General features: G+C 45.3%; 19 protein-coding genes. 12 read left to right on the top strand and 7 right to left on the bottom strand.

Going from position 1 to position 19,773, the window contains the following annotated elements:
• Positions 1-92: 92 nt before the first annotated feature.
• Positions 93-1,055, top strand: coding sequence for an RluA family pseudouridine synthase (locus F6K37_RS03570; RefSeq protein ID WP_008183196.1), 963 nt, complete (start codon positions 93-95; stop codon positions 1,053-1,055).
• Here F6K37_RS03570 and F6K37_RS03575 read toward each other — a convergent pair.
• The 3 genes from F6K37_RS03575 to F6K37_RS03585 form a co-directional block, all read right to left on the bottom strand.
• On the bottom strand, positions 1,035-1,826 hold the full coding sequence (locus F6K37_RS03575; RefSeq protein WP_008183195.1) for a phycobilisome rod-core linker polypeptide: 792 nt from the start codon (positions 1,824-1,826) through the stop codon (positions 1,035-1,037). The genes F6K37_RS03570 and F6K37_RS03575 overlap by 21 nt on opposite strands.
• 355 nt (positions 1,827-2,181) lie before the next feature.
• Positions 2,182-2,772 (bottom strand): hypothetical protein, encoded by a 591-nt coding sequence (locus F6K37_RS03580; protein ID WP_008183192.1) that lies wholly within the window; start codon positions 2,770-2,772, stop codon positions 2,182-2,184.
• Complete coding sequence (locus F6K37_RS03585; RefSeq protein WP_008183190.1) at positions 2,729-3,379, bottom strand: phycobiliprotein lyase; 651 nt, start codon at positions 3,377-3,379, stop codon at positions 2,729-2,731. Before F6K37_RS03585 ends, F6K37_RS03580 begins: the two co-directional genes overlap by 44 nt.
• A 477-nt stretch (positions 3,380-3,856) precedes the next feature.
• On the opposite strand from F6K37_RS03585, the gene F6K37_RS03590 reads away from it, so the two are divergent.
• Complete coding sequence (locus tag F6K37_RS03590) at positions 3,857-4,024, top strand: NblA/ycf18 family protein (protein ID WP_008183188.1); 168 nt, start codon at positions 3,857-3,859, stop codon at positions 4,022-4,024.
• Between the two features lie 669 nt (positions 4,025-4,693).
• Here F6K37_RS03590 and F6K37_RS03595 read toward each other — a convergent pair.
• Both F6K37_RS03595 and F6K37_RS03600 read right to left on the bottom strand, forming a co-directional pair.
• Positions 4,694-8,371: a two-partner secretion domain-containing protein gene (locus F6K37_RS03595; RefSeq protein ID WP_287248198.1), complete on the bottom strand. Its 3,678-nt coding sequence runs from the start codon at positions 8,369-8,371 to the stop codon at positions 4,694-4,696.
• A 101-nt stretch (positions 8,372-8,472) separates the two neighbouring features.
• Positions 8,473-9,066 (bottom strand): phycobiliprotein lyase, encoded by a 594-nt coding sequence (locus F6K37_RS03600; protein WP_287248201.1) that lies wholly within the window; start codon positions 9,064-9,066, stop codon positions 8,473-8,475.
• A gap of 133 nt (positions 9,067-9,199) precedes the next feature.
• Between F6K37_RS03600 and F6K37_RS03605 the strand changes: the two genes are divergently transcribed.
• On the top strand, positions 9,200-10,063 hold the full coding sequence (locus tag F6K37_RS03605) for a pentapeptide repeat-containing protein (protein WP_287248202.1): 864 nt from the start codon (positions 9,200-9,202) through the stop codon (positions 10,061-10,063).
• Here the strand turns inward: F6K37_RS03605 and F6K37_RS03610 are convergent.
• Entirely contained in the window at positions 10,051-10,233 is a 183-nt protein-coding gene (locus tag F6K37_RS03610; protein ID WP_287248204.1) for a hypothetical protein, read from the bottom strand. The two genes, F6K37_RS03605 and F6K37_RS03610, sit on opposite strands and share 13 nt — an antisense overlap.
• 242 nt (positions 10,234-10,475) lie before the next feature.
• On the opposite strand from F6K37_RS03610, the gene F6K37_RS03615 reads away from it, so the two are divergent.
• Both F6K37_RS03615 and F6K37_RS03620 read left to right on the top strand, forming a co-directional pair.
• Entirely contained in the window at positions 10,476-10,706 is a 231-nt protein-coding gene (locus F6K37_RS03615) for a DUF8630 family protein (protein WP_287248206.1), read from the top strand.
• Positions 10,707-10,735: 29 nt separating this feature from the next.
• The gene (locus F6K37_RS03620; RefSeq protein WP_287248207.1) at positions 10,736-11,599 is read left to right on the top strand and encodes a HEAT repeat domain-containing protein; all 864 of its coding nucleotides are present in this window, start codon (positions 10,736-10,738) and stop codon (positions 11,597-11,599) included.
• Here the strand turns inward: F6K37_RS03620 and F6K37_RS03625 are convergent.
• The gene (locus F6K37_RS03625; protein ID WP_287248211.1) at positions 11,587-11,772 is read right to left on the bottom strand and encodes a hypothetical protein; all 186 of its coding nucleotides are present in this window, start codon (positions 11,770-11,772) and stop codon (positions 11,587-11,589) included. The two genes, F6K37_RS03620 and F6K37_RS03625, sit on opposite strands and share 13 nt — an antisense overlap.
• A gap of 299 nt (positions 11,773-12,071) precedes the next feature.
• On the opposite strand from F6K37_RS03625, the gene F6K37_RS03630 reads away from it, so the two are divergent.
• From F6K37_RS03630 to F6K37_RS03660, 7 genes are all read left to right on the top strand, one after another.
• Positions 12,072-12,941 carry a phycobilisome linker polypeptide gene (locus tag F6K37_RS03630; RefSeq protein ID WP_287248213.1) on the top strand — a complete coding sequence of 290 codons (870 nt, stop codon included), beginning with the start codon at positions 12,072-12,074 and terminating at the stop codon, positions 12,939-12,941.
• A 190-nt stretch (positions 12,942-13,131) separates the two neighbouring features.
• Positions 13,132-13,923: a phycobilisome rod-core linker polypeptide gene (locus F6K37_RS03635; RefSeq protein WP_287248214.1), complete on the top strand. Its 792-nt coding sequence runs from the start codon at positions 13,132-13,134 to the stop codon at positions 13,921-13,923.
• A 45-nt stretch (positions 13,924-13,968) separates the two neighbouring features.
• Positions 13,969-14,763, top strand: a complete 795-nt coding sequence (locus F6K37_RS03640; RefSeq protein WP_287248216.1) for a phycobilisome rod-core linker polypeptide — start codon at positions 13,969-13,971, stop codon at positions 14,761-14,763.
• Positions 14,764-14,919: 156 nt separating this feature from the next.
• Complete coding sequence (locus F6K37_RS03645) at positions 14,920-15,714, top strand: phycobilisome rod-core linker polypeptide (RefSeq protein WP_287248219.1); 795 nt, start codon at positions 14,920-14,922, stop codon at positions 15,712-15,714.
• Between the two features lie 330 nt (positions 15,715-16,044).
• A complete protein-coding gene (locus tag F6K37_RS03650) occupies positions 16,045-16,806 on the top strand; it encodes a phycobilisome rod-core linker polypeptide (RefSeq protein WP_287248221.1) in 762 nt (253 codons plus the stop codon).
• Between the two features lie 423 nt (positions 16,807-17,229).
• Positions 17,230-17,433, top strand: coding sequence for a rod-capping linker protein CpcD domain-containing protein (locus tag F6K37_RS03655; protein ID WP_287248224.1), 204 nt, complete (start codon positions 17,230-17,232; stop codon positions 17,431-17,433).
• A 355-nt stretch (positions 17,434-17,788) separates the two neighbouring features.
• A complete protein-coding gene (locus F6K37_RS03660) occupies positions 17,789-19,615 on the top strand; it encodes a phycobilisome rod-core linker polypeptide (RefSeq protein ID WP_287248225.1) in 1,827 nt (608 codons plus the stop codon).
• Positions 19,616-19,773: the final 158 nt, after the last annotated feature.

Consider the following 19,773-nt stretch of genomic DNA (forward strand, 5'->3'; position numbering starts at 1 on the left):
CTTTAGTTAATTGTTAATTATTGATAATGAATACATAATTAAAGTCTTCTGTATTCCTAATTCTCAGTTCGGTTGACAATCAACGCTCAACAATGACCCCTCAGCTTTCTATCAAATTCTTGCAAGTTCAGGAAACTAGCAAGTCTACTGGTTCCACTCCCAGTTATCGCCTTGACAGCTATATTGCCCAACAAACACCTGACTTGTCTCGCTCTCGTATCCAGAAGCTGATTGAACAAGGCAACGTGCAAGTGAATGATCACGTGTGTATCTCAAAAAAAGCTAAAGTTCAGCTAGGCGATCGGATCTCCTTAACCATTCCTGACCCCAAACCCCTGGAATTACAACCGGAAGTCATCCCCTTAGACATTCTTTATGAAGATGACGTTCTGATTATTATCAATAAACCTGCTGGTTTGGTAGTTCATCCCGCACCTGGCCATGAAAGTGGTACTCTTGTCAATGCCCTTTTAGCCCACTGCCCTAAACTTACAGGTATTGGTGGTGTTCAGCGTCCAGGGATTGTCCACCGCTTGGATAAGGATACAACTGGTGCAATTGCGATCGCAAAAACTGACCAGGCTCATGGACATCTACAAGCCCAACTCCAAGCCAAAACTGCTCAAAGACAATATTTAGGTGTAGTCTACGGTGCTCCGTCTGCTGAGTCTGGCACCATTAACCAACCGATTGGACGGCATCCTGTAGACCGCAAGAAAATGGCTGTCGTGCCAGTAGAAAAAGGGGGACGCCCAGCTATTACCCATTGGCAAGTCCGAGAACGACTGGGCAACTATACCCTCATGCATTTCCAATTAGAAACTGGTCGCACCCACCAAATTCGTGTCCACAGTAGCTATATTGGTCATCCCATTGTTGGAGATACCGTTTACAGCAGTGCTCGTTCTGTCGGTGTTAATCTACCGGGTCAAGCACTTCACGCTTGGCGACTACAACTACAGCATCCCGTTTCTGGGGAGTGGATTGAGTTTGTTGCCCCTCCCCCCCTAGCCTTGATCAAACTCTTAGACGTGCTACGACTTCGCTTCAGCTAGTTCCTTTTGCGGAGATTCCTGAGCCCGATATGGCACTAAGGATTCGTAATCGATGTTTATAGCTGATATTCGTGGGATAGTGTTGCCTTGGGGAGACAGTTCCCGTGCCATGCCCATATACAGAGACGGATCCCCTAACTTGGCCTTCTTGTCTTGTGGGACGTAACTGCGCACCTGGGTCTGCCAAATGATTTGTGGGAAGCCCAGTACTGCACGGTAGTATTCGTTGTAACGTGGAGATTTGATGTTGAATGGTGTTTCACCCTGAGGCCGACCGGGAATCACTCGACGCCGTTGATAGGGGACGGTGTTGTACCCAAAATTCTCCATGTACTCTTCGCTGTCGAGCAGTTGATCGACGAAGCCTTGGATACCCTTTGTGGCAATTATAACTGCCCAGGCTAATTTTTCCCTTTCGCCATAGATATCACGTCCAAGCACCCGCTGCACGCACTGCTCTACAACCCGATAGTTGCTGTTTTTGTCATAGAAGCTGGTCTTGAAGGTTTCAGAAAGCAACAACCCACGAATGAAGTCCCGCACTGTGATCTGACCGAAGCGGAGTTGAGACTCCAGGAACGGTTCACGATCCGAAGCAAAGGCATGGAAGAAGATCTGACGGTATCCTGCCTCGATTAGGGCATCCATGTCCCCGGGGGAGAGCAAGTTTTCAGTGGAATAAATTCTGGGTTGCTCTTCTCCTGGTATCTCATACCCATCTATGCGCGCATTCTGCGTCACAGGGGCGTAGCCTAGTAAAGGAATAGCCACGTTTTTATCTCCGTATTCTTAGAAAATCTTACAAACCTTAATCAAATATATAATGAATCCTGTGTCAGTCTATAAAAAAATTATATTTTAATCGATATTTTAATCCCTAAAGCGACTAGTGATAGCCGGGACAGCCGTCAATAGCCAATAGTCATCGGTTCATCAACTAAGGGTACTCTTTTGGGATTACTCTGAGTATCCCTTTTTAAGTTAATCGCCTCAATCACGAATAGGTTATTAATTTTGATTAATTAAAACGTTAATCAAAGCAATAATTTTTAATATTTATTAGGATAGCCCAAAAGAATTAGACAATAGCCTCCTTAGGCTCTGGCTTAACCTTCGCCTATCGCTCCTACCCTCCATACCCCATCCAAAAAGACAGTGGATTAGTCTTGGATGGACACTCTGGCCAATCCCGTAGGTAAGTTTCGAGATCTAACTGCCAGCGTGGCGGTTTTAATCCTAGACCCAAACAGAGATGGGAAATGACATCAAAAAAACGCTGATCGTGACCAGGGGAACCTAAATGAGCATGGGCATATTCATGGATGACAATACTCAACCAATCAGACCGTGCAATGCGTCCGACATCAATTAATATCACCGCCGGAGTGGCTAAGATGTTGCAAAAGCCATCAATACCAAACTTTTCCCCTAAAGGGGTTGCCAAAATCCGCATTGGGGGAGATCCGGAATCATGATAGCAGCTATGACAGGCTTCTAGGCAAGTCTGGAGTTCACCATTAATGGCATCAATGTGATTGCCAATCCAGGTATAAATGCGATCGCGTTCTTTAACATTATCAGTGATCTCTACCATACTTGGGTCTAAAGCCAGCTGACCCACAGCATTCAGATACTGGTAGCCCCGGATTAAAGGATCATCGCTGATGGTGGAATCACCAGCCCAAGATTGAATAATACTCTTCCGGTGCCAAGACATTTTGTTGTTTTTGAGATGTCACGCCAATATTAGCCCCAGTATTAGCGCCAGCACTAGCCCCATTATCTAAATTAGAGTCAATCCGGGTTTCGATACAAAATGATGCGCTGCTAAATCCACCAAAACGTTTCACTATACTGGTACGCATCCGCCGAGATGGAGTGATAAACGAGAAACGCTCATGAGCACTCATGGTTTCATATTCCGTAATCAGCACTAGCCCATCTTGAGCATCCATTTTATAAAGACCAGCTACTGGCATGGTTTCAGCGTAACCTTTTTCCCGCAATAACTTACCTTTTCTAGGAGAGTCGGCATCTGGAACCACCACCATCACCGTCGAGTCTTTGTGACCGTCATCACTCTGATCCCAAGCCATTGTGCCCTGCCAACTGACCAAAGCTCCACCTGCTGCCAAACTCGGGTTAATCTTATGAAGCTCACACAGTTCAATGACTTGGGGATGATCAGCCTCTAAGGTAGCTACATTTATGTCCAACTCTCCCTTCTCTGCTTGTCGGAAGGCTAGGTGATGGGTCGTGCGTTGCGATCGCCAGTTGCCAGCACTGAGCTGGAAAAATTCCATGGCATCAATAATTGGATCCATATTATAGTATTTGGTTTACCGAGTTTTTACTTAAATTTTACTTAAACTTTAATTTTTGCATATTCCTGAGATTTTTCCAAACAAGCCATCGATGCCCAAGCCATCAGCTTTTCCGCTGGTACGCTACATATACTGATACTAACTGGAATTGTGCCACTATATAGGTGGGTTTGGCCTCAGGTTTTGCGTAATATCATGTCCGAATAATTACTTTTAATCAAAATCTTCCCATCTCCCCATCAATATTTATTTATGATCGGTATTCAAAGAGCTCAGCCTATCAGACATACAGGCACAAGGGTAAATAATGCCTTTCCGGATTTTTATTACAATTTGTATCTTTGATTACTTATTGCTTGACAGAATCGACAGTATTCTATAAGTGTGTTAGATTGATTAACAACGGCCAAAAAAAAGAGCAGTCGGAACATTCGTCCGCCTGCCCTAATCAACGTATGTAAGCTTAGGAGTAAACCTATGGAAACGCCTGGAAAGCTAAGTTTGGAGCAACAGTTCCAGATGAAAATCTACCAAGACCAAGTCAAGCTCTTGAGCCAGGAGGAGGCTCAGTCCTATCTCTTGGAAGTTTTGCGTCAAATGATGGTTAAGGAGAATCTATTCCGCCATCTACTCAAAAACGCTTAACTCTTAATTAGCTGCGAAGGTTTCACTTTGCTTGACTTGTTTTAAGGGGTGCCTCAGTCGTACCTAAAGTGGAATAATCTACACCAGCATGGGAACGCCTATAATCTAAACCTTCGCTGCTGATCTGAACCTGCTAATAGCCATCCTAGCGCTTTAGCCCTTGCTGGGCTACTACTAGATAATAATAGTGTATTTTAGCAATTTCGACTTACGTAAGAACATCGAGATACTCAGGGAATTAGATACTTAGGTAATTAGATAGTCAAGGAATTCTTACCAAGACCCCTTGGCTGTTAATGGTTTAAATTTACAATCTTGAATTTAGACTAGGAACTAGCTTGCATAGTGCTGACTTTAAGCTTCCTCCGAATTCTAGCACACATGATGAGATTAGGGGTGCTCGATTTTTGCGTTACTTGCGATTATCTTCCGTTTCAGGTCAATCAGCACTTAGGCAAAATTGGGCAACCAACCCACTGAGCTAGTCGAGCTTATCGGCCACACAGAGATTGATCAAGCTGGCCAAGGGCGTTGCTAAGCACTAGCGACCACAGGATTAATCCCTAGCTAGATCTAGGGTGGGCAGAGATGTAGGGTGGGCAGTGCATCAGACCGATTCATCAACCTGGTGATAGCCAAGCTAAGCACTGCCCACCAAAGGATTAATCCCTAGGAGCGATTACTAATTCTCCTGAGATCCTGGCAAGAGGGGGATTTCAATGAAGAGTTAGCCCAGGTATCGGGGGTGGTAGGGAAAGCAGTGAGAATAACGGTACCATCAGGGCCAATCAGCCAACCCTGAGCTTCTACAATTCGCCGCCTTGGAAGCTTTCGAGCCGACTCCTCCCTAGCAGCAGGAGTGATCTGACTCTGATCATTTTCTGTTGCCGAGTTATCTATGGTCACCCAATCTGCTATCACCGTCTGGCTGATGATTGGGTCAAGGGGACTCGGAGGTAAGCCACCCCGTCCAGTAATAATGAATTCATCCCCTTTGGAACTGTTTGATCCTACTTTGACATTGTCGGTGCAGCTAGCGGCAATCAGTGTAGATGGATCAACTACAGTAGTGGGGAGTTCTACTAAACCATGAGAGGGATTAACCCCAAGGATGTTGATTTGTATGTCACCGTCTACACCACGCTCAGAACTGGCGATGATATCACTCAAGTTGGTTAGTTGATCCGGAAAGTTGAACCCAAAGATCCCTTCAGCGGTAAGTGTAATATTACCCCCCATGCCCTCAAAGGCATTAGCGGTGATGTCGCTATTTTCTTCCAGGAAGGCCACAATTAAATCAGCATTAATGGTGATATCGCCACCATCTCCTGGTTGGTCTTCGGTACCGGCGCTAGTGGTGATTTGACTACCGTTGCGCAATAGTAATAAATCCTGTAGGGTCAGAGTAATATTGCCACCGTCTCCGCTAACGGTTTCAGTAGAGATATTACTTTCTTCAAGGAAGATAGAGTCAGCCTCTACCAAGATGTCACTAGCATTTCCTTGGCCAGAACTACTAGCAGTCACTTGAGCGTTATTAGTTAAGGAGAGCGAGCTTCCCCGAATGATGATGTTAGGCTCTGGGTCTGGTTGAGAGTTAACAACTGCTGTTTCCTCTACAGCTGTAGTAATTCTGCTGTCTGAGAGGGAAATGGAGTTGGCATTGAGTGTGATTGTTCCTATTTCGCCAGTAGTTTCGGTAGTACTTAGAATAGCACTATTGTTTTCTAGGGAGATGGAGTCAACATTAATTATTATTATGCCAGCATCCCCAGTACTGTCATTAATCGTTCTGGTACCAATAGTACTGCCTTCTCTGAGCACAAGTGAGTCAGCAGTAATGGTTATTATGCCAGCATCCCCACTGCTATTGTTTTGAGTCTCGCTGCCAATACCATTTTCCTGACCTTCCAACAATAAAGAACCGGCGGTGATGGTGATCTCTCCAGCATTGCCACTACTGTTATTTCTTGTGTTGGTACCAATACCACTTTGTTCTCTGAACACAAGTGAGTCAGCAGTAATGGTTATTTTTCCAGCATCCCCACTGCTATTGTCTTGAGTATCGCTGCCAATACCACTATCCTCGCCTTCAAACAATAAAGAACCGGCGGTGATGGTGATCTCTCCAGCATTGCCACTACTGTTATTTCTTGTGTTGGTACCAATACCACTTTGTTCTCTGAACACAAGTGAGTCAGCAGTAATGGTTATTTTTCCAGCATCCCCACTGCTATTGTTTCGAGTATCGCTGCCAAGACCACTTTGATTTTCAAACAATAAAGAACCGGCGGTGATGGTGATCTCTCCAGCATTGCCACTACTGTTATCTTGAGTGTTGGTACTAATACCACTGTTGTTTGTGACCACAACTGAGTCAGCAGCAGTAACAGTGATATTGCCAGCATCCCCCTTACCCTCTGTCGTACTACCAATCCCCGCCTCTTCTAGGGTAAGGGTACCGGTTTGAACGATAACGTCTCCAGCATTTCCATTATTCCCAGAGGTGAGGCTATTGATTCCAGCACTTTTGAGGGATATGGATTCATCACTGATCACGGTGATTGGTGGTGCCTGATCGGTACGGTTGTTATTTCTATTAATTCCGATACTTTCCAATGCGATCGCACCAGCCGCAGTAATGGTGACTGCTCCTCCGCCAGTATCAATTCCCGCATTCATCAATTCCACATCACCACTACCGGAATTGTCACTATCCGCTTCCAGGACTAGATTCAGGAAACCACTGTTGGCATTGATGCCAAAGTTTTTGAGACTAATATCATTGGCCGCTTGCAAACTTAGAGTGACTTCCCCTGGTGTAGTTTTGGTAATGCCAAAGCCATCTGCGGTGATATTTCCTTCCTGAGCGCCTGTGGTTCCAGTAGTGATAGTGACATTAGTGCCAGCATTGAGTTGAGCTTCAATATCTGGGATATTCACCACGGCATCATCTCCAGTGGGAGTGAAGATATTGGAATTACTATCAAAGGTGCCATTGGATGTATCGGCAAAGCCAAGAGTAACATTCCTCGGGTCAAGTAACCATGTTCCTGCTAAACCATTTGGGGCGCTAGCATCGACTCTAACTCCCGTAACATCGAGAAAATTTGCACTGGATGTCTCGATTAAACCGCCATTGCCTGATTGGGATCCCCCCAGTGCCGTTAAGGTGCCATAGGCGCGAGTCGATTGATTGGACCAAATCAGAATCAGACCACCATTACCAGTGCTAACCGCATCAGCCTTGATGGTGGTTTCAGGAGCGATATAGGTAGCTGTGGCCAATGGCAGCTGTCCTTGACCTTGGAAATCCCCACCAATTAGTGCATTTCCACCACTACTGTCTCCAGAAACGTCAATTGATGCACTGTCAAACAAGCCAACGTTATCTCCTAATACCGTTACTTTGCCGCCGGTTTGTCCTGGGGAGAGGTTGGCAGCGCTTAGGGTACCAGAGATCATCACCGTTCCTGGCTCAAGTGGCACTACAGTACCGGAATCGGTAAGTGTTACCTGACCGTCACTGGAAACTGTTACGCCAGTGTCATGGTCCAAACTACTCAAAAATTCAGTGACAGAGGCCGGAGCGGATGGTGTTAATGGCACCTTTGGGGTGGATAGTGTCAAAATCTGTCCAGCTTGCCCCAATTGCACTAAGGTTTCAGCAGGGACCGCTAATATATTAATCTCACCCCCTGATGCTAGGATATCCCCAGTGCTAATCACACTCCCACCAACTAAGGTGACATTCTGTCCCTGTCCCACAGCTAAATTGCCAGCATTTACGATCGGCTGAGGATGATTCTGGCCATACTGCAATCCCGGAGTAATGTTAATGGTTAACAGGGGTGGTTCTTCGGGATTGGTAGCACTAAACTCGGTGCCATTGCCAAACACTACACTATTAGCGGTACTTCCGACAAAGGAACCGGCTACATCTAATTGGGAATTGGCTCCGAAAACAATACCATTAGGATTGAGCAAAAACAAATTGGCGGCACCATCTACTCCCAGGGTTCCGAAGATCTTGGAGATGTTACTACCAGTTACTCGGCTGAGAATGTTGTTAATGCCAGCGGGATTGGCAAAGTAAACCCGCTGCAAGTCCCCAACATTAAAATCAGAAAAGCTATGGAATAGGTTCTCCCCTCTGGTTGCTCCACCTTCAATCAAGTCAGCAGGAAGTCCTTTAACCTCTACATTGGGTTTAACAACACTTGGATTATCCCCCAAGGTATGATCCGGAACAATCTGAGCTAGAACGGGATTCACTGAATGGGTAATCCCATAGTATCCACTCAGACTGATGGCACCAAAAATTACTAGCGATTGCAATATTTTCATGTTTACTTAGCCTCCTATAGGTAAACTTAGGAGTAATCTAAGTAAATATGCTCCGAGTTGAATTATTTTGATCAGATAATTAAGTTTTAATGACTTAATTACTATTGTGCCGCCATAGCTCTAGCGCGATTAGTTTCAATCATTTGCTCCAGCATTTCCCTAGAAACACAGCGGCGTTCAGAGCAATAAGTCATGAGATTGATACCATTCATCATGCGCACAGTGCTGACTCGCACACGAAAATCATCGGTGACAAACCAACAACGTTCTTGACCCTGATTGTTTTGATAATTGGTATCAATGGTGAGGATGCCGTCTTTGCCAAACCAATACCGACTCACTACCGGAATACTTTCCACATAGCCCTGGTCTCGAATCAATTTACCACTAAGCTTAGTTTCATCGTCTGGAACATCAATCAGAATTGCGGCATATTTGGAATTTGGTTCCCGGTCATCTAAATTGATTTGCCACATAAAGCTCGCTCCCCCCATCGCCTGGCTTGGGTCAATGCTTTGGAGGTCACACACGGCTTTGACTTTAGGGTTATCTTTTTCGATGACTTGAACAATCAGATTGGATTCTCCGGATTCATCGGCAGCGTTATCAAAGTGATGAACTGTGCGTTGAGTAAACCACTTGCCCTCGCTTTTGCGAAAGAAGTCCATCATGGTCATGGGTGGCTTGAGTCGCATTTTTGCTTGAACCTCCTATTAGTGATAGATGGGTAGAGCTAGCCCCTACCCTAGAAATAGTAATGGTTTTTAATATCCTGTGTTCCCACCAGAACGGTAAAATAACCCTGGCAGTTCCAGGTAGAGTTTAGTAATGACAATTAGTCAAACTCGGTTAAGCGATCGCACTAACAACCAAGCTATGGATATCTTAAAACGGTTCCAAGCCGGAGAGTATATCTCTGATGCTAATCTTGAGGGCGTTGATTGGAGTCAGAGAGACTTGTACCAGGTTAACCTCAGTGGTGCTAACCTACATAAAGCTAATTTGAGCCAAGCTACCTTGACTGGGGCTAATCTTAGTCAGGCAATTTTGCGGGAAGCGAATCTGAGGGGAGCTGATCTCAGGGGAGCTAATCTCACTGGCGCTGACCTGACTGGCGCTGATTTGCAAGGGGCTTATCTAAACCGGGCAGATTTAAGGAAGGCTAATTTGACCATGGCTAACTTAAATGAAACCAACCTACAAGTAGCCCTGTATGACCGGGAAACCAATTGGCCAGAAGGATTTCGCTACAAAAGTTCTGGGGCTGTTGGGCCTGGTGCTAATCTCAATGGTGCTTTTCTCAATACTGCTAATCTCAGGGGAGTTGACTTGCAAGGGATTAGAGTAATAGGAGGCTATCTCAGCGGAGCGGATTTAACCGGTGCTAATTTGCAGGATGCTGCTTTGAGTGGATCCAACTTACGGAAGGCTTTCCTGACCGGGGCTTGCTTGCGCAATGCCCGTATGAGTGGAGTGGAGCTGGAGGGAGCGGATTTGCGAGGAGCCGACCTGACTGGAGCAGATTTAAACCATGTACAAAATATTGCTGGCGCTGACTTTACCATGGCTCAAGGCATCAGTGAAGCCACCCGTTCCATGCTCTTGAATCAACCATATAAAGATCTAGACACCTGGAATCCCTATACTCGCAGCAATACTCGGGAAAGCTTAGGGGCCAGTCATCGTAGTTGAAGGTTAAGGGGTTGAAGGTTGAAGGTTAAGGGGTTGAAGGTTGAACGCGCACGCGTGGCCTTTTGGCCAAGGTTGAAGATTGAAGGTTGAAGCGTTGAAGGTTGAACGCGCACGCGTGGCCTTTTGGCCAAGGTTGAAGGTTGAACGCGCACGCGTGGCCTTTTGGCCAAGGTTGAAGCGTTGAAGGTTGAACGCGCACGCGTGGCCTTTTGGCCAAGGTTGAAGGTTGAAACCTGTAACCTGTAACCTGTAACCTGTAACCTGTAACCTGTAACTTGTAACCTGTAACCTGTAACTTGTAACCTGTAACCTGTAACCTGTAACTTGTAACCTGTAACCTGTAACTTGTAACTTGTAACTTGAAAGCTGTAACCTTATTATACAATAATCACCATTTAAGAACGTCACCAAAATGTCTGAGAGTCAAGAAGCAAAGCCATCAGCGGCAGAAATTGAGGAAGTTATTACTGAACTAGAGAAATATCGCGAAAGACTCGTTAATGATGTGATGAAAATGGCCGAGAAGGTGAAATTGCCTAAAAAAGCGGTCATGGAGCATATCAAAAAACACCCGGAAATTGTAAAGATTGACACTGCTCTGGAAGATCTCCGCCCCCAGGAATCCTCTTTGCCATCATCCTGAAGCAACTGACTCAAGCAACTGAATTACCCATGGTTACGGAAACTCAACCACCAGCTCCCTCTGAAACTGACCGTTTGCTGGCTGATGTCAATAGCCAACTTACTGAGGGAAACGTTGATATTACTAATGCGCAACAGTTAAAACAGATGGTTGAATCCCTGGCTGATAGCCGGGGCATGGTCAGACTGGGATTCGTGGAAGCCTTCGGCAAAATTGGTAAGCCAGCTTCTCCGTTTTTGCTCGAAGCACTAGCTAATCACCCAAACCCGGTGGTGCGCAGGTCTTGTGGCAAGGCTTTAGCAAAAATCAGGGATCCCCAGGGGGTTCCTACCCTGATCAATGCTTTGTTAAATGATGAGGATACAGTGGTCAAGAGTTCAGCGGCTGGAGCCTTAGCCAGAATGGGAGAAGCGGCTGTGCCAAAGTTGATTGAGGTGTTGGAATCAGCAGATTATCCCCAAACTGCCAAAGGTCATGCCTCTTGGGCACTGGCGTTCATTGGATCAGAAGCAGCAGAGCACCTGTATCAGGCAATCCACTCGGAATCAGAAGATGTGCGGATGGCAGTAGTCGGTGCGATCGCTAATTTGGTGGATGAACCGGGTAATGACCAGGCTACAGAAATTCTCCTGGTAGCACTGAAAGATGAATCTGTCAATGTTCGTGCAGAAGCAGCGACATCGGTGAGCCAACTTAACCCCCAGGTAGGGGTTCCCCATTTAATCCCGTTACTGGAAGACCCCAGCCAAGAAGTGAGGCGGAGGGTAATCTTATCTTTAGGGAAGCTGAAGGATGAAGCGGCTTTACCTGCCTTAACAGCCAAGTTATCCGATGAGCGAGAGGAAATTCGCCAACTGGTCAAGGTAGCGATCGCACAAATTCAGAAGGGTTGAAGGGTTGAAGGGTTGAAGGGTTGAAGGGTTGAAGGGTTGAAGGGTTGAAGGGTTGAAGGGTTGAAGGGTTGAAGGTTAAAGGTTAGAGGTTGTTTGACCTTGGGGTTAGGTTGAGAGTAGCTTGAAAAGCATGAGTGAAAAATAAAACAATCATTCGATACTTCATAAGTCATATTTCATAATTCATACTTTATAATTCAGAATTTCTAAGATAGTCGTCAGTTTCAATCACAGAGAATCCCAGAAGTTTACAAATCTTGATAATTTAGGGTGATCAGGGCATTGTATAAATAAATGTGTGAAGGTGTAAAACACTGACACAATCTCGCTCACAGGAGCTATGAGCTCCCAAGATTCCTCCATCAGGAGTCGCGAGAGAGGTTATGTTGTTGTTTAAAAGCTTGTAAAGTTTTTTAAACACCCTGAGAAAACTCTGATTAAAAAATTTGTTGCTATCTAGGAGAATCTGTTAATGGCATTCGGACCAGCATCACAGCTAGGTGTCGGCCTATTTGAAGACACAGATCCAATTGAAGTGTGGCCAGGTATCTCAAGCGAGGACGCTGAGGCCGTGATTCGGGCGGTCTATCGGCAAGTATTGGGCAATGCTTATGTCATGGAAAGTGAGCGCCTCGCTGTCCCAGAGTCTCAGTTCAAACTAGGTGAACTCAGCGTTCGGGAATTTGTGCGGGCAGTAGCTAAATCCGATGCTTACAGCTCCCGGTTTTTCGACAAATCCCCCCGCTACCGGGTAATTGAGCTGAATTTCAAACATTTACTTGGTCGGGCTCCCGATGGCTTCGATGAGATGAAGGCTCACAGTATTATCTGGGATGAAGGGGGCTTCGAGGCAGAGATTGATTCCTACCTCGACAGTGACGAATACCAGGAAGTCTATGGGGAAGACACCGTTCCCTTCTACCGGGGCTACAAAACCCAAACAGGCAAGAAGATGGTTGGGTTTACCCACATGTTCCAACTGTTGCGAGGAGCATCTAGTAGCGATTTCAAAGGGAGCTTGGCTGGCAATACTCCCTGCCTAAATAAGAATGTAATTCAAGAAATTCCTACAGCAGTGATTCCCCCATCTGGTGGTGTATCTGGCTGGTCTTTCCAAGAGACGCCATTGGGTGCCAGAACTCGTCATGGTGCTGGAGCTACTGCTGAAGGTAAGGTGTACCGCATTGAGGTAACTGGCTATAAGTCCCCTGGTGCAGTGAATCGGGTATCCAAATTCCGGCGCAGTAACCAGGTCTACCTGGTTCCGTTTGATCAGCTCTCCAAAGAGTACCAGCGGATTCATAAGCAAGGTGGCGTGATTGCCAGCATCACCGTTGTGTAATTAGGATTCAATCGGGATTCAAACGTTTCTAATCTGGAAAAGTTCGTGTATGTCTGCGTGCTTTGGCAGCAAGCCAACTAGTTTGCTGCCAAAGAAGGTAGAGGTGCAGTGAAATTAAGGGTTGGTTGCTTTGTTTTGGCAAGGAAAATCCCCTTTAGTTTGAATAAGTTTTTTGCAAGGAGAAATTTAAATGGTCAGTACAGCGCCTACTGCCAAGTTTGGTCTAGATTCAGATTTGATCTTTGAACTATGGCCCACTAGTGGCATTGATGAAGTACAAGCTGTAATTCGGGCAGTTTATCGTCAAGTTTTGGGCAACCCCCACATTATGGAGAGCGAGCGGCTAGTGAATGCTGAATCGCAATTATGCGATGGCAGCATCACTGTCAGGGAATTTGTCCGGGCTGTGGCAAAATCAGATTTCTATCGCGCTCGGTATTTTGAATCCTGTGCGCCCTACCGATTTATTGAGCTGAACTTTAAGCATTTATTGGGTCGTGCTCCCCTGGATCAGACAGAAATTGCGGAACACATCCGCATCTGTATTGAGCAGGGCTACGATGCTGAGATTGATTCTTACATCAATAGTGACGAATACCAAAATAATTTTGGGGATGATACCGTACCCTACTATTGTGGTTCTAGTAGCCAAATCGGTCAAAAGCAGGTGGGCTATAACCGTACCCTCTCCTTGGTAAGGGGTAATTCAGAAGTTGATAGCTCCATAAAAAGCTCTTGCTTGGTAGAAGCAGTTGCCACCAATAGCACCAGCAAAATTGTGCCACTGGCAGGTGGTCGTGCTGCAGCTTATGCTGATGCTACCGAAAAGATGTTCAAAATTGTAGTGCGCGGTGCGATGTACAGCGGTCGTCGCCGTCGTAGTACCACTGAGTACATTGTTCCTGGCAGCAAGATGACACCCCAAATTCAACGGATTAATCGCACTAGCGGGACAATCGTCAGCATTACAGAAATCTCCTAATGTCTGGGGTTTGGTCTTTTCGGAAGTTTTAAAGGAGAGATAGAAATGGGAAATTTAACTCGCTCAGCTACTCTAGGCTTGGATGCCTTTGAAGGTGATCCATTAGAATTACGGCCTTTTGCCACTGAAGAGGATTTACAAACGGTAATTCGAGCTGTTTACAAGCAGGTTTTGGGCAATGAACATATTATGGAGAGCGATCACCTCTCCAGTGCTGAAGCCCTACTTCGGAATGGCGATATTACAGTGCGTCAGTTTGTCAGGGTAGTGGCTAAATCTGAATTGTATCAGAAACTTTTCTTTCACAGTTCTTCTCAGTACCGGTTCATTGAGCTGAACTTCAAACACTTGTTAGGACGCCCTCCTCAGGACCAGGCAGAGATTGCTGAACACGTCCAACTATATAATACAGAGGGCTACGACGCTGAAATCGACTCTTATATCGATAACGACGAATACATTCAAAACTTTGGTGAGTACACCGTCCCTTATCCACGGTCTATCCGCACTCAAGTGGGGATCAAAAATGAAGGGTTCAATCGGATGTTCTCATTGCTACGGGGCTCTCCTACCAGTGACAGTGATACACAGGCAAAGTTAATTTCTTCTTTGGCTGCGAATATGTCCACGAAAATTACTCCACCAGCGATTGGCAATGGCGCAGCTAGTGGTAACACAGAGAAGCGGTTCCGGATTATTTACTCTACCTCAACTGCTGCTGCTCGACTCAATAAGTTTAGCAAGACCGAGCGGGTAGTTAACTACAGTCAAATGTCTCAACAATTTCAGAACATTCATAAATGTGGTGGAAAGATTACCAGCATTACTGAGGTTTTGTAATGCTGGTTGAACGTTGACCATTTGATATAAACTCAGGGTCGGCTAATAATAGCTTAATAGCTCCTTAATAGCTGACCCTAGGTTTGGGGAAATTACCTCAAACTAGGTTTAACCAACGATTATATCATTATCAAACTCACTTTAGGAGAAATAAGAATGGGGAATTTAACGGTATCAGCCACCCTTGGTCTAGATGCCTTTGAAGGTGACCCAGTAGAACTGCGACCCTATGCTACTGAAGAGGATCTGCAGACGGTAATTCGAGCCGTTTACAAGCAGGTTTTGGGCAATGCCCATCTGATGGATAGCGAGCGAATCACCAATGGGGAATCAATGTTGCGGAATGGGGATATTAGTGTCCGTGGCTTTGTGCGCATGGTGGCTCAATCAGCCCTGTATCAATCCCGATTTTTCCAGGTGTCTTCTCCCTATCGGTTCATTGAACTTAATTGCAAGCATTTGCTAGGTCGTGCTCCCCTAGATCAAGCTGAAATTTCTGAGCACGTCAGCCTTTACAATCAAGAGGGTTATGAAGCTGAAATCGATTCCTATATCGATAGTGACGAATATCTTGAGAATTTTGGCGATAACATCGTTCCCTATCCCCGCAGCATCCGTAGCCAACCTGGAATAAAGAATGTGGGCTTTAATCGGATGTTCTCGTTACTGCGAGGCTCTCCTACCAGTGATAGTGGAAAACCAGCCCAGCTAATTACTTCTGTAGCTGGTAATATATCTCCACAAGTTAAAGCTCCAGCAGTTGGAAATGGTGCAGGTTATGGTAATACTGGCAAGCGTTACCAGATTGCTGTTTCCACATGCGCTGGTGTAGCCCGCTTGAATAAATATAGCCAGCTGAACTATCAGGTTAGCTACGAACAACTCTCTGAACAAGTGAAGAGTATTCATAAAAGCGGTGGCAAGATTCTCAGTGTTACTGAGTTAACTTGATCTAGGAGCCCGGTTATCAGTTACTAAGTCAACGTAAGTATTCAGCCGTCAGCTGTCAGCCGTCAGCTAATCAACGGGAATTAGTAAACAACCTTACGGGCTGGTACAGCTAGTTGAAAATCCCTGCTCGTTTTACTCATCCCACCCCGTTCAGTTAAAGCGCCTGCTAGCTGATAGCTGATAGCTGATAGCTGATAGCTGAATGCTTACAAGTCAACAGTTAATGGTAATCAAGAAAAACTGTTAACTGTTAACTGATAACTGATAACTGGTAAGTGAATAGCTGTGTAAGTCAGCTAAATTTGAGCAAAGAATTTAGGAGGAATTTAAATGTCACTTTGGGTAATGGATGCTGACCCAGTAGAGTTACGTGCTGGTGCAACAGAAGATGATGTGCAGACAGTGATTCGCGCAGTTTACAAACAGGTTCTAGGTAACCCGCACTTGCTGGAATCCGATCGCTTAACTACCGCTGAAGCGATGCTGCGCAATGGAGACATCAGTGTACGGGGCTTTGTGCGCATGGTGGCTAAATCAGACTTGTATAAGTCCCTGTTTTTTGATTCTGCTTCCCAATATCGTTTCATTGAGCTCAACTACAAGCATTTTCTAGGTCGTGCTCCCCAGGATCAAACAGAAATTTCCGAACACGTTCAAATTTATAACACTGCTGGCTACGATGCGGAAATCGATTCTTATATCGATAGCGCAGAGTATCAGTTGAATTTTGGGGAGTTTATTGTCCCCTATCCTCGTAGTAATACTACCGAAGTTGGGATTAAGAACGTAGCCTTTAATCGGACGTTTTCTTTGATGCGGGGATATGCTACCAGTGATAGCAGTAACCAAGCTACCCTGATTAGTGATTTAGCCTCTAATCTGTCTACCAAGATTACTGCTCCTGCTGGGGGTTCAGGTACTTACGCCAATACTGGCAAACGCTATAAGGTTACTGTAGCTAAAGCTGGTGTTGGTTCTCGCTTTAAGCGGAGTAATGCTACCTATGAAGTGGGTTACGATCAGCTGTCGGCGAGGATTCAAAATATCCACAAAATGGGCAGCAAAATTGTCAGTATTACTGAAATCGGTTAGGTTGACTGTCAGGATTCAGGTAAGCTATCAGCTATCAGCTATCAGCTATCAGCTTTACGTAACTCAGCATTATTCGAATGCTTAGCTCTTTTCTTGATGCAAAGCGCGAGTGGGGGAAAACCCCGTGAGGCCACTGCATCGCTTATTCGCGCATCACCTCAAGTAGCGTGCGCTATGGGCATAAGCGGAAGACTGACGGCTGACGGCTGAATGCTGACGGCTGAATGCTTACGGATTCAGTAGTTGATCTGAGCTAAGTATCTAGATGTTAGTTTTTGGAAATAGGTTGTGAACAATCAACAGCTATTTTCCAAAAACTAACACTATTGCCTAGTGAACTATTGGTTAACTATTGATTAACTATTGGCAGTTAGATTGAGACTTTTTGAATTCAACACTTAATAAATTAGAGGTACTTTAGCGATGTCAGGAATGATTACAGATGGAACTAGCACTCTGAGTGATTATAGCGATCGCACAGTTGTACTAGAGGTGACAGGTCTGTGTCGCCAAGATGTAATGCGCACAAGTAACTATACGATGAAGGTTCCTTATAGCTGTATAGCTGAGGCAATGAAGAACATTAGCCGTATGGGTGCTAAGGTGGCTAGTGTCCACGTTAGTTAAAACAAAGTAGGTTGAGCTGACTACTGCACCGTACAAATTTTTTCGTTTAACTGTTGACTGTTGACTGTTGACTGTTGACTGTTAATGGTCAACAGTTTTACAAATCAATTAAATCTCTGAGTGCAACTAGCGTGTCAGTCAACCAAGACGATATGGAAAGCGTCACCTTAACCAATAATACTTGACCGTTAATAAATTAATACTTACAGTGTTCAATCAATTTTTTGGACATTCAAGGATAAATACTATTGAATTGAAGATGAATTATTGAAGAAGGTAGTCTTCGTCAAAAAAAAGTTGTTTATTAGTTGTTGATTAACTGTCTTTGACAACAATGGATTGGGAGGTCTTTTAGATGGTAATTGGTTTTATAAACCCTGTACTGACACGAGCCGCACAATTAGGGGTGGCAGCATTTCAAGAAACAGACCCAGTTGAACTGTGGCCTAGTCATTCTGAAGAAGAAATAGAAATTGTGATTCGGGCTGTCTATCGGCAAGTGTTGGGGAATACCTATGTCATGGACAGTGAGCGGCTCACCGTTGCCGAATCTCAACTCAGAAACGGAGAAATTTCTGTCCGGGAATTTGTGCGGCAAGTGGCTAAATCTGAGCTTTACTACTCCCGATTTTTCGACAGTTGCCCTCGTAACCGAGCCATTGAGTTGAATTTCAAGCATCTCCTTGGTCGAGCTCCCGAAAGCTATGAGGAAATTATTGAGCATACTACGCTGCTTGATAAAGGTGGTTATGAGACTGAAATCGATTCTTATATCGATAGCGAAGAATACCAGCTGGCTTTTGGGGAAAACCAGGTTCCCTATTATCGGGGCTACAAAACCCAGATAGGTAAGAGTACAGTGGGATTTACCCATATCTTAAAACTGTTGCGTGGTGCAGCCGGTAGCGATCAAGCAAATGTTTGGCGGGGGAATTGGTCTCGGTTGAATCAGTCCCTGATGACCAATAGCCCCAGTAATATGGAGCCGCTGTCTGGAGCTGGTGATGTAGTAAAACCGACTGATGTCAATAAACTCCTGGCTAATGTTCTAGGTCTCAAGAAAGCCCAACCAGCAGGTCCGGCAGAAACTCAAACAGCACCTAAGATTCTCACAGAAGCTGAAAAACTCGAACAAAACACGACTCAAACCTGGCAACGCCAGTATCAAGCCTGGGAAGAAATTGATCCGATTGAGCTGTGGCCAGGTCGCTCGGAAGCAGAAATCGAGACTGTGATTCGAGCAGTCTACCGTCAGGTTTTGGGAAATGCCCATGTCATGGAGAGTGAACGGCTAATTGTCCCCGAATCCCAGATCAAGCGGGGCCAAATCACTGTCCGTGAGTTTGTGCGTCAGGTGGCCAAGTCCGAGTTGTATCGGTCAAGGTTTTTCGATATCTGTCCCCGCTACCGGTCAATCGAGCTGAATTTTAAGCATTTGCTCGGTCGTGCTCCTGATGACTACTCTGAGACCTTCTATCACAGCCAAGTACTTGATCAAGGAGGTTTCGAGGCGGATATTGATTCCTATATCGATAGTGACGAGTACCAAGAGGTGTTTGGGGAGGATACTGTACCCTTTTACCGGGGCTATAAAACCCAAACAGGCAAAAAGCTGCTTGGGTTTACTAACATGTTGGTGCTGATGCCCAGCGTTTCTAGCTCTGATAAAGACAATTTGTCAGGGAATCCATCAAGGCTGAATAAATCGATTATTTACAATAATCCCCTTGGGCAAGCCCCAGTTACTGATATTCAAGCCTTATTGGATGAAGTACTCAAGCCCAAAATCCAACCGAAGCAAGCTCTCCCAGAAGCGGAGAAAAAACGCTCAGAAGCCTATCAAGCCATCCAACGGAAATGCCAAGAGCAAGAAGAACTGCTGGAAACCTTGCAGCAACAGCTGGCAGAGTTACGACCATTGGCTAGCTTTGGAGAATCACAGTATAGCAAATGGCAGTCTTACAGTTCTTCGACCAATGGTGGTAGTGGTTTCACCAGCATTGCGGACCAAATCCCCATGGCAGCAGCAACTGTAGAGCCAGACAGTTATGAAGCTCTGCAACAAAAGTCTGAAAAACAAACGAACGAAATTGCCACCTTACAAGAAAAGATTGCTGATCAGCGCCGTTTAGCTATGATTGCAGAAACCCAGTTGAATAAATGGCGTCCTCGTAGTTATTAGAGGAAAAACTTAGTACTTATTAGAGCTGCTATTAGCTCTATGGCCAGTTGCCATAGAAATGTGTAGGTTGTTGAAGGTTGACTGTTGAGAGTTTACTGACAGCGGTCAACCTTCAACAACTACCTGGAAAATATAAGCTTTTAACTAAAGCTTTCAAC

Source organism: Moorena sp. SIO4E2, assembly GCF_010671945.1.
In the GTDB taxonomy this organism is placed as follows: Bacteria; Cyanobacteriota; Cyanobacteriia; order Cyanobacteriales; family Coleofasciculaceae; genus Moorena; species Moorena producens.

Excerpts from the sequence above, each read along its gene's own strand:
- F6K37_RS03600 (WP_287248201.1), bottom strand. The coding sequence starts at position 9,066 with ATGCGACTCAAGCCACCCATGACCATGATGGACTTCTTTCGCAAAAGC.
- F6K37_RS03620 (WP_287248207.1), top strand. The coding sequence starts at position 10,736 with ATGGTTACGGAAACTCAACCACCAGCTCCCTCTGAAACTGACCGTTTG.
- F6K37_RS03590 (WP_008183188.1), top strand. The coding sequence starts at position 3,857 with ATGGAAACGCCTGGAAAGCTAAGTTTGGAGCAACAGTTCCAGATGAAA.
- F6K37_RS03615 (WP_287248206.1), top strand. The coding sequence starts at position 10,476 with ATGTCTGAGAGTCAAGAAGCAAAGCCATCAGCGGCAGAAATTGAGGAA.
- F6K37_RS03645 (WP_287248219.1), top strand. The coding sequence starts at position 14,920 with ATGGGGAATTTAACGGTATCAGCCACCCTTGGTCTAGATGCCTTTGAA.
- F6K37_RS03595 (WP_287248198.1), bottom strand. The coding sequence starts at position 8,371 with ATGAAAATATTGCAATCGCTAGTAATTTTTGGTGCCATCAGTCTGAGT.
- F6K37_RS03655 (WP_287248224.1), top strand. The coding sequence starts at position 17,230 with ATGTCAGGAATGATTACAGATGGAACTAGCACTCTGAGTGATTATAGC.
- F6K37_RS03635 (WP_287248214.1), top strand. The coding sequence starts at position 13,132 with ATGGTCAGTACAGCGCCTACTGCCAAGTTTGGTCTAGATTCAGATTTG.
- F6K37_RS03605 (WP_287248202.1), top strand. The coding sequence starts at position 9,200 with ATGACAATTAGTCAAACTCGGTTAAGCGATCGCACTAACAACCAAGCT.
- F6K37_RS03630 (WP_287248213.1), top strand. The coding sequence starts at position 12,072 with ATGGCATTCGGACCAGCATCACAGCTAGGTGTCGGCCTATTTGAAGAC.
- F6K37_RS03640 (WP_287248216.1), top strand. The coding sequence starts at position 13,969 with ATGGGAAATTTAACTCGCTCAGCTACTCTAGGCTTGGATGCCTTTGAA.
- F6K37_RS03570 (WP_008183196.1), top strand. The coding sequence starts at position 93 with ATGACCCCTCAGCTTTCTATCAAATTCTTGCAAGTTCAGGAAACTAGC.
- F6K37_RS03580 (WP_008183192.1), bottom strand. The coding sequence starts at position 2,772 with ATGTCTTGGCACCGGAAGAGTATTATTCAATCTTGGGCTGGTGATTCC.
- F6K37_RS03660 (WP_287248225.1), top strand. The coding sequence starts at position 17,789 with ATGGTAATTGGTTTTATAAACCCTGTACTGACACGAGCCGCACAATTA.
- F6K37_RS03625 (WP_287248211.1), bottom strand. The coding sequence starts at position 11,772 with ATGACTTATGAAGTATCGAATGATTGTTTTATTTTTCACTCATGCTTT.
- F6K37_RS03650 (WP_287248221.1), top strand. The coding sequence starts at position 16,045 with ATGTCACTTTGGGTAATGGATGCTGACCCAGTAGAGTTACGTGCTGGT.
- F6K37_RS03585 (WP_008183190.1), bottom strand. The coding sequence starts at position 3,379 with ATGGATCCAATTATTGATGCCATGGAATTTTTCCAGCTCAGTGCTGGC.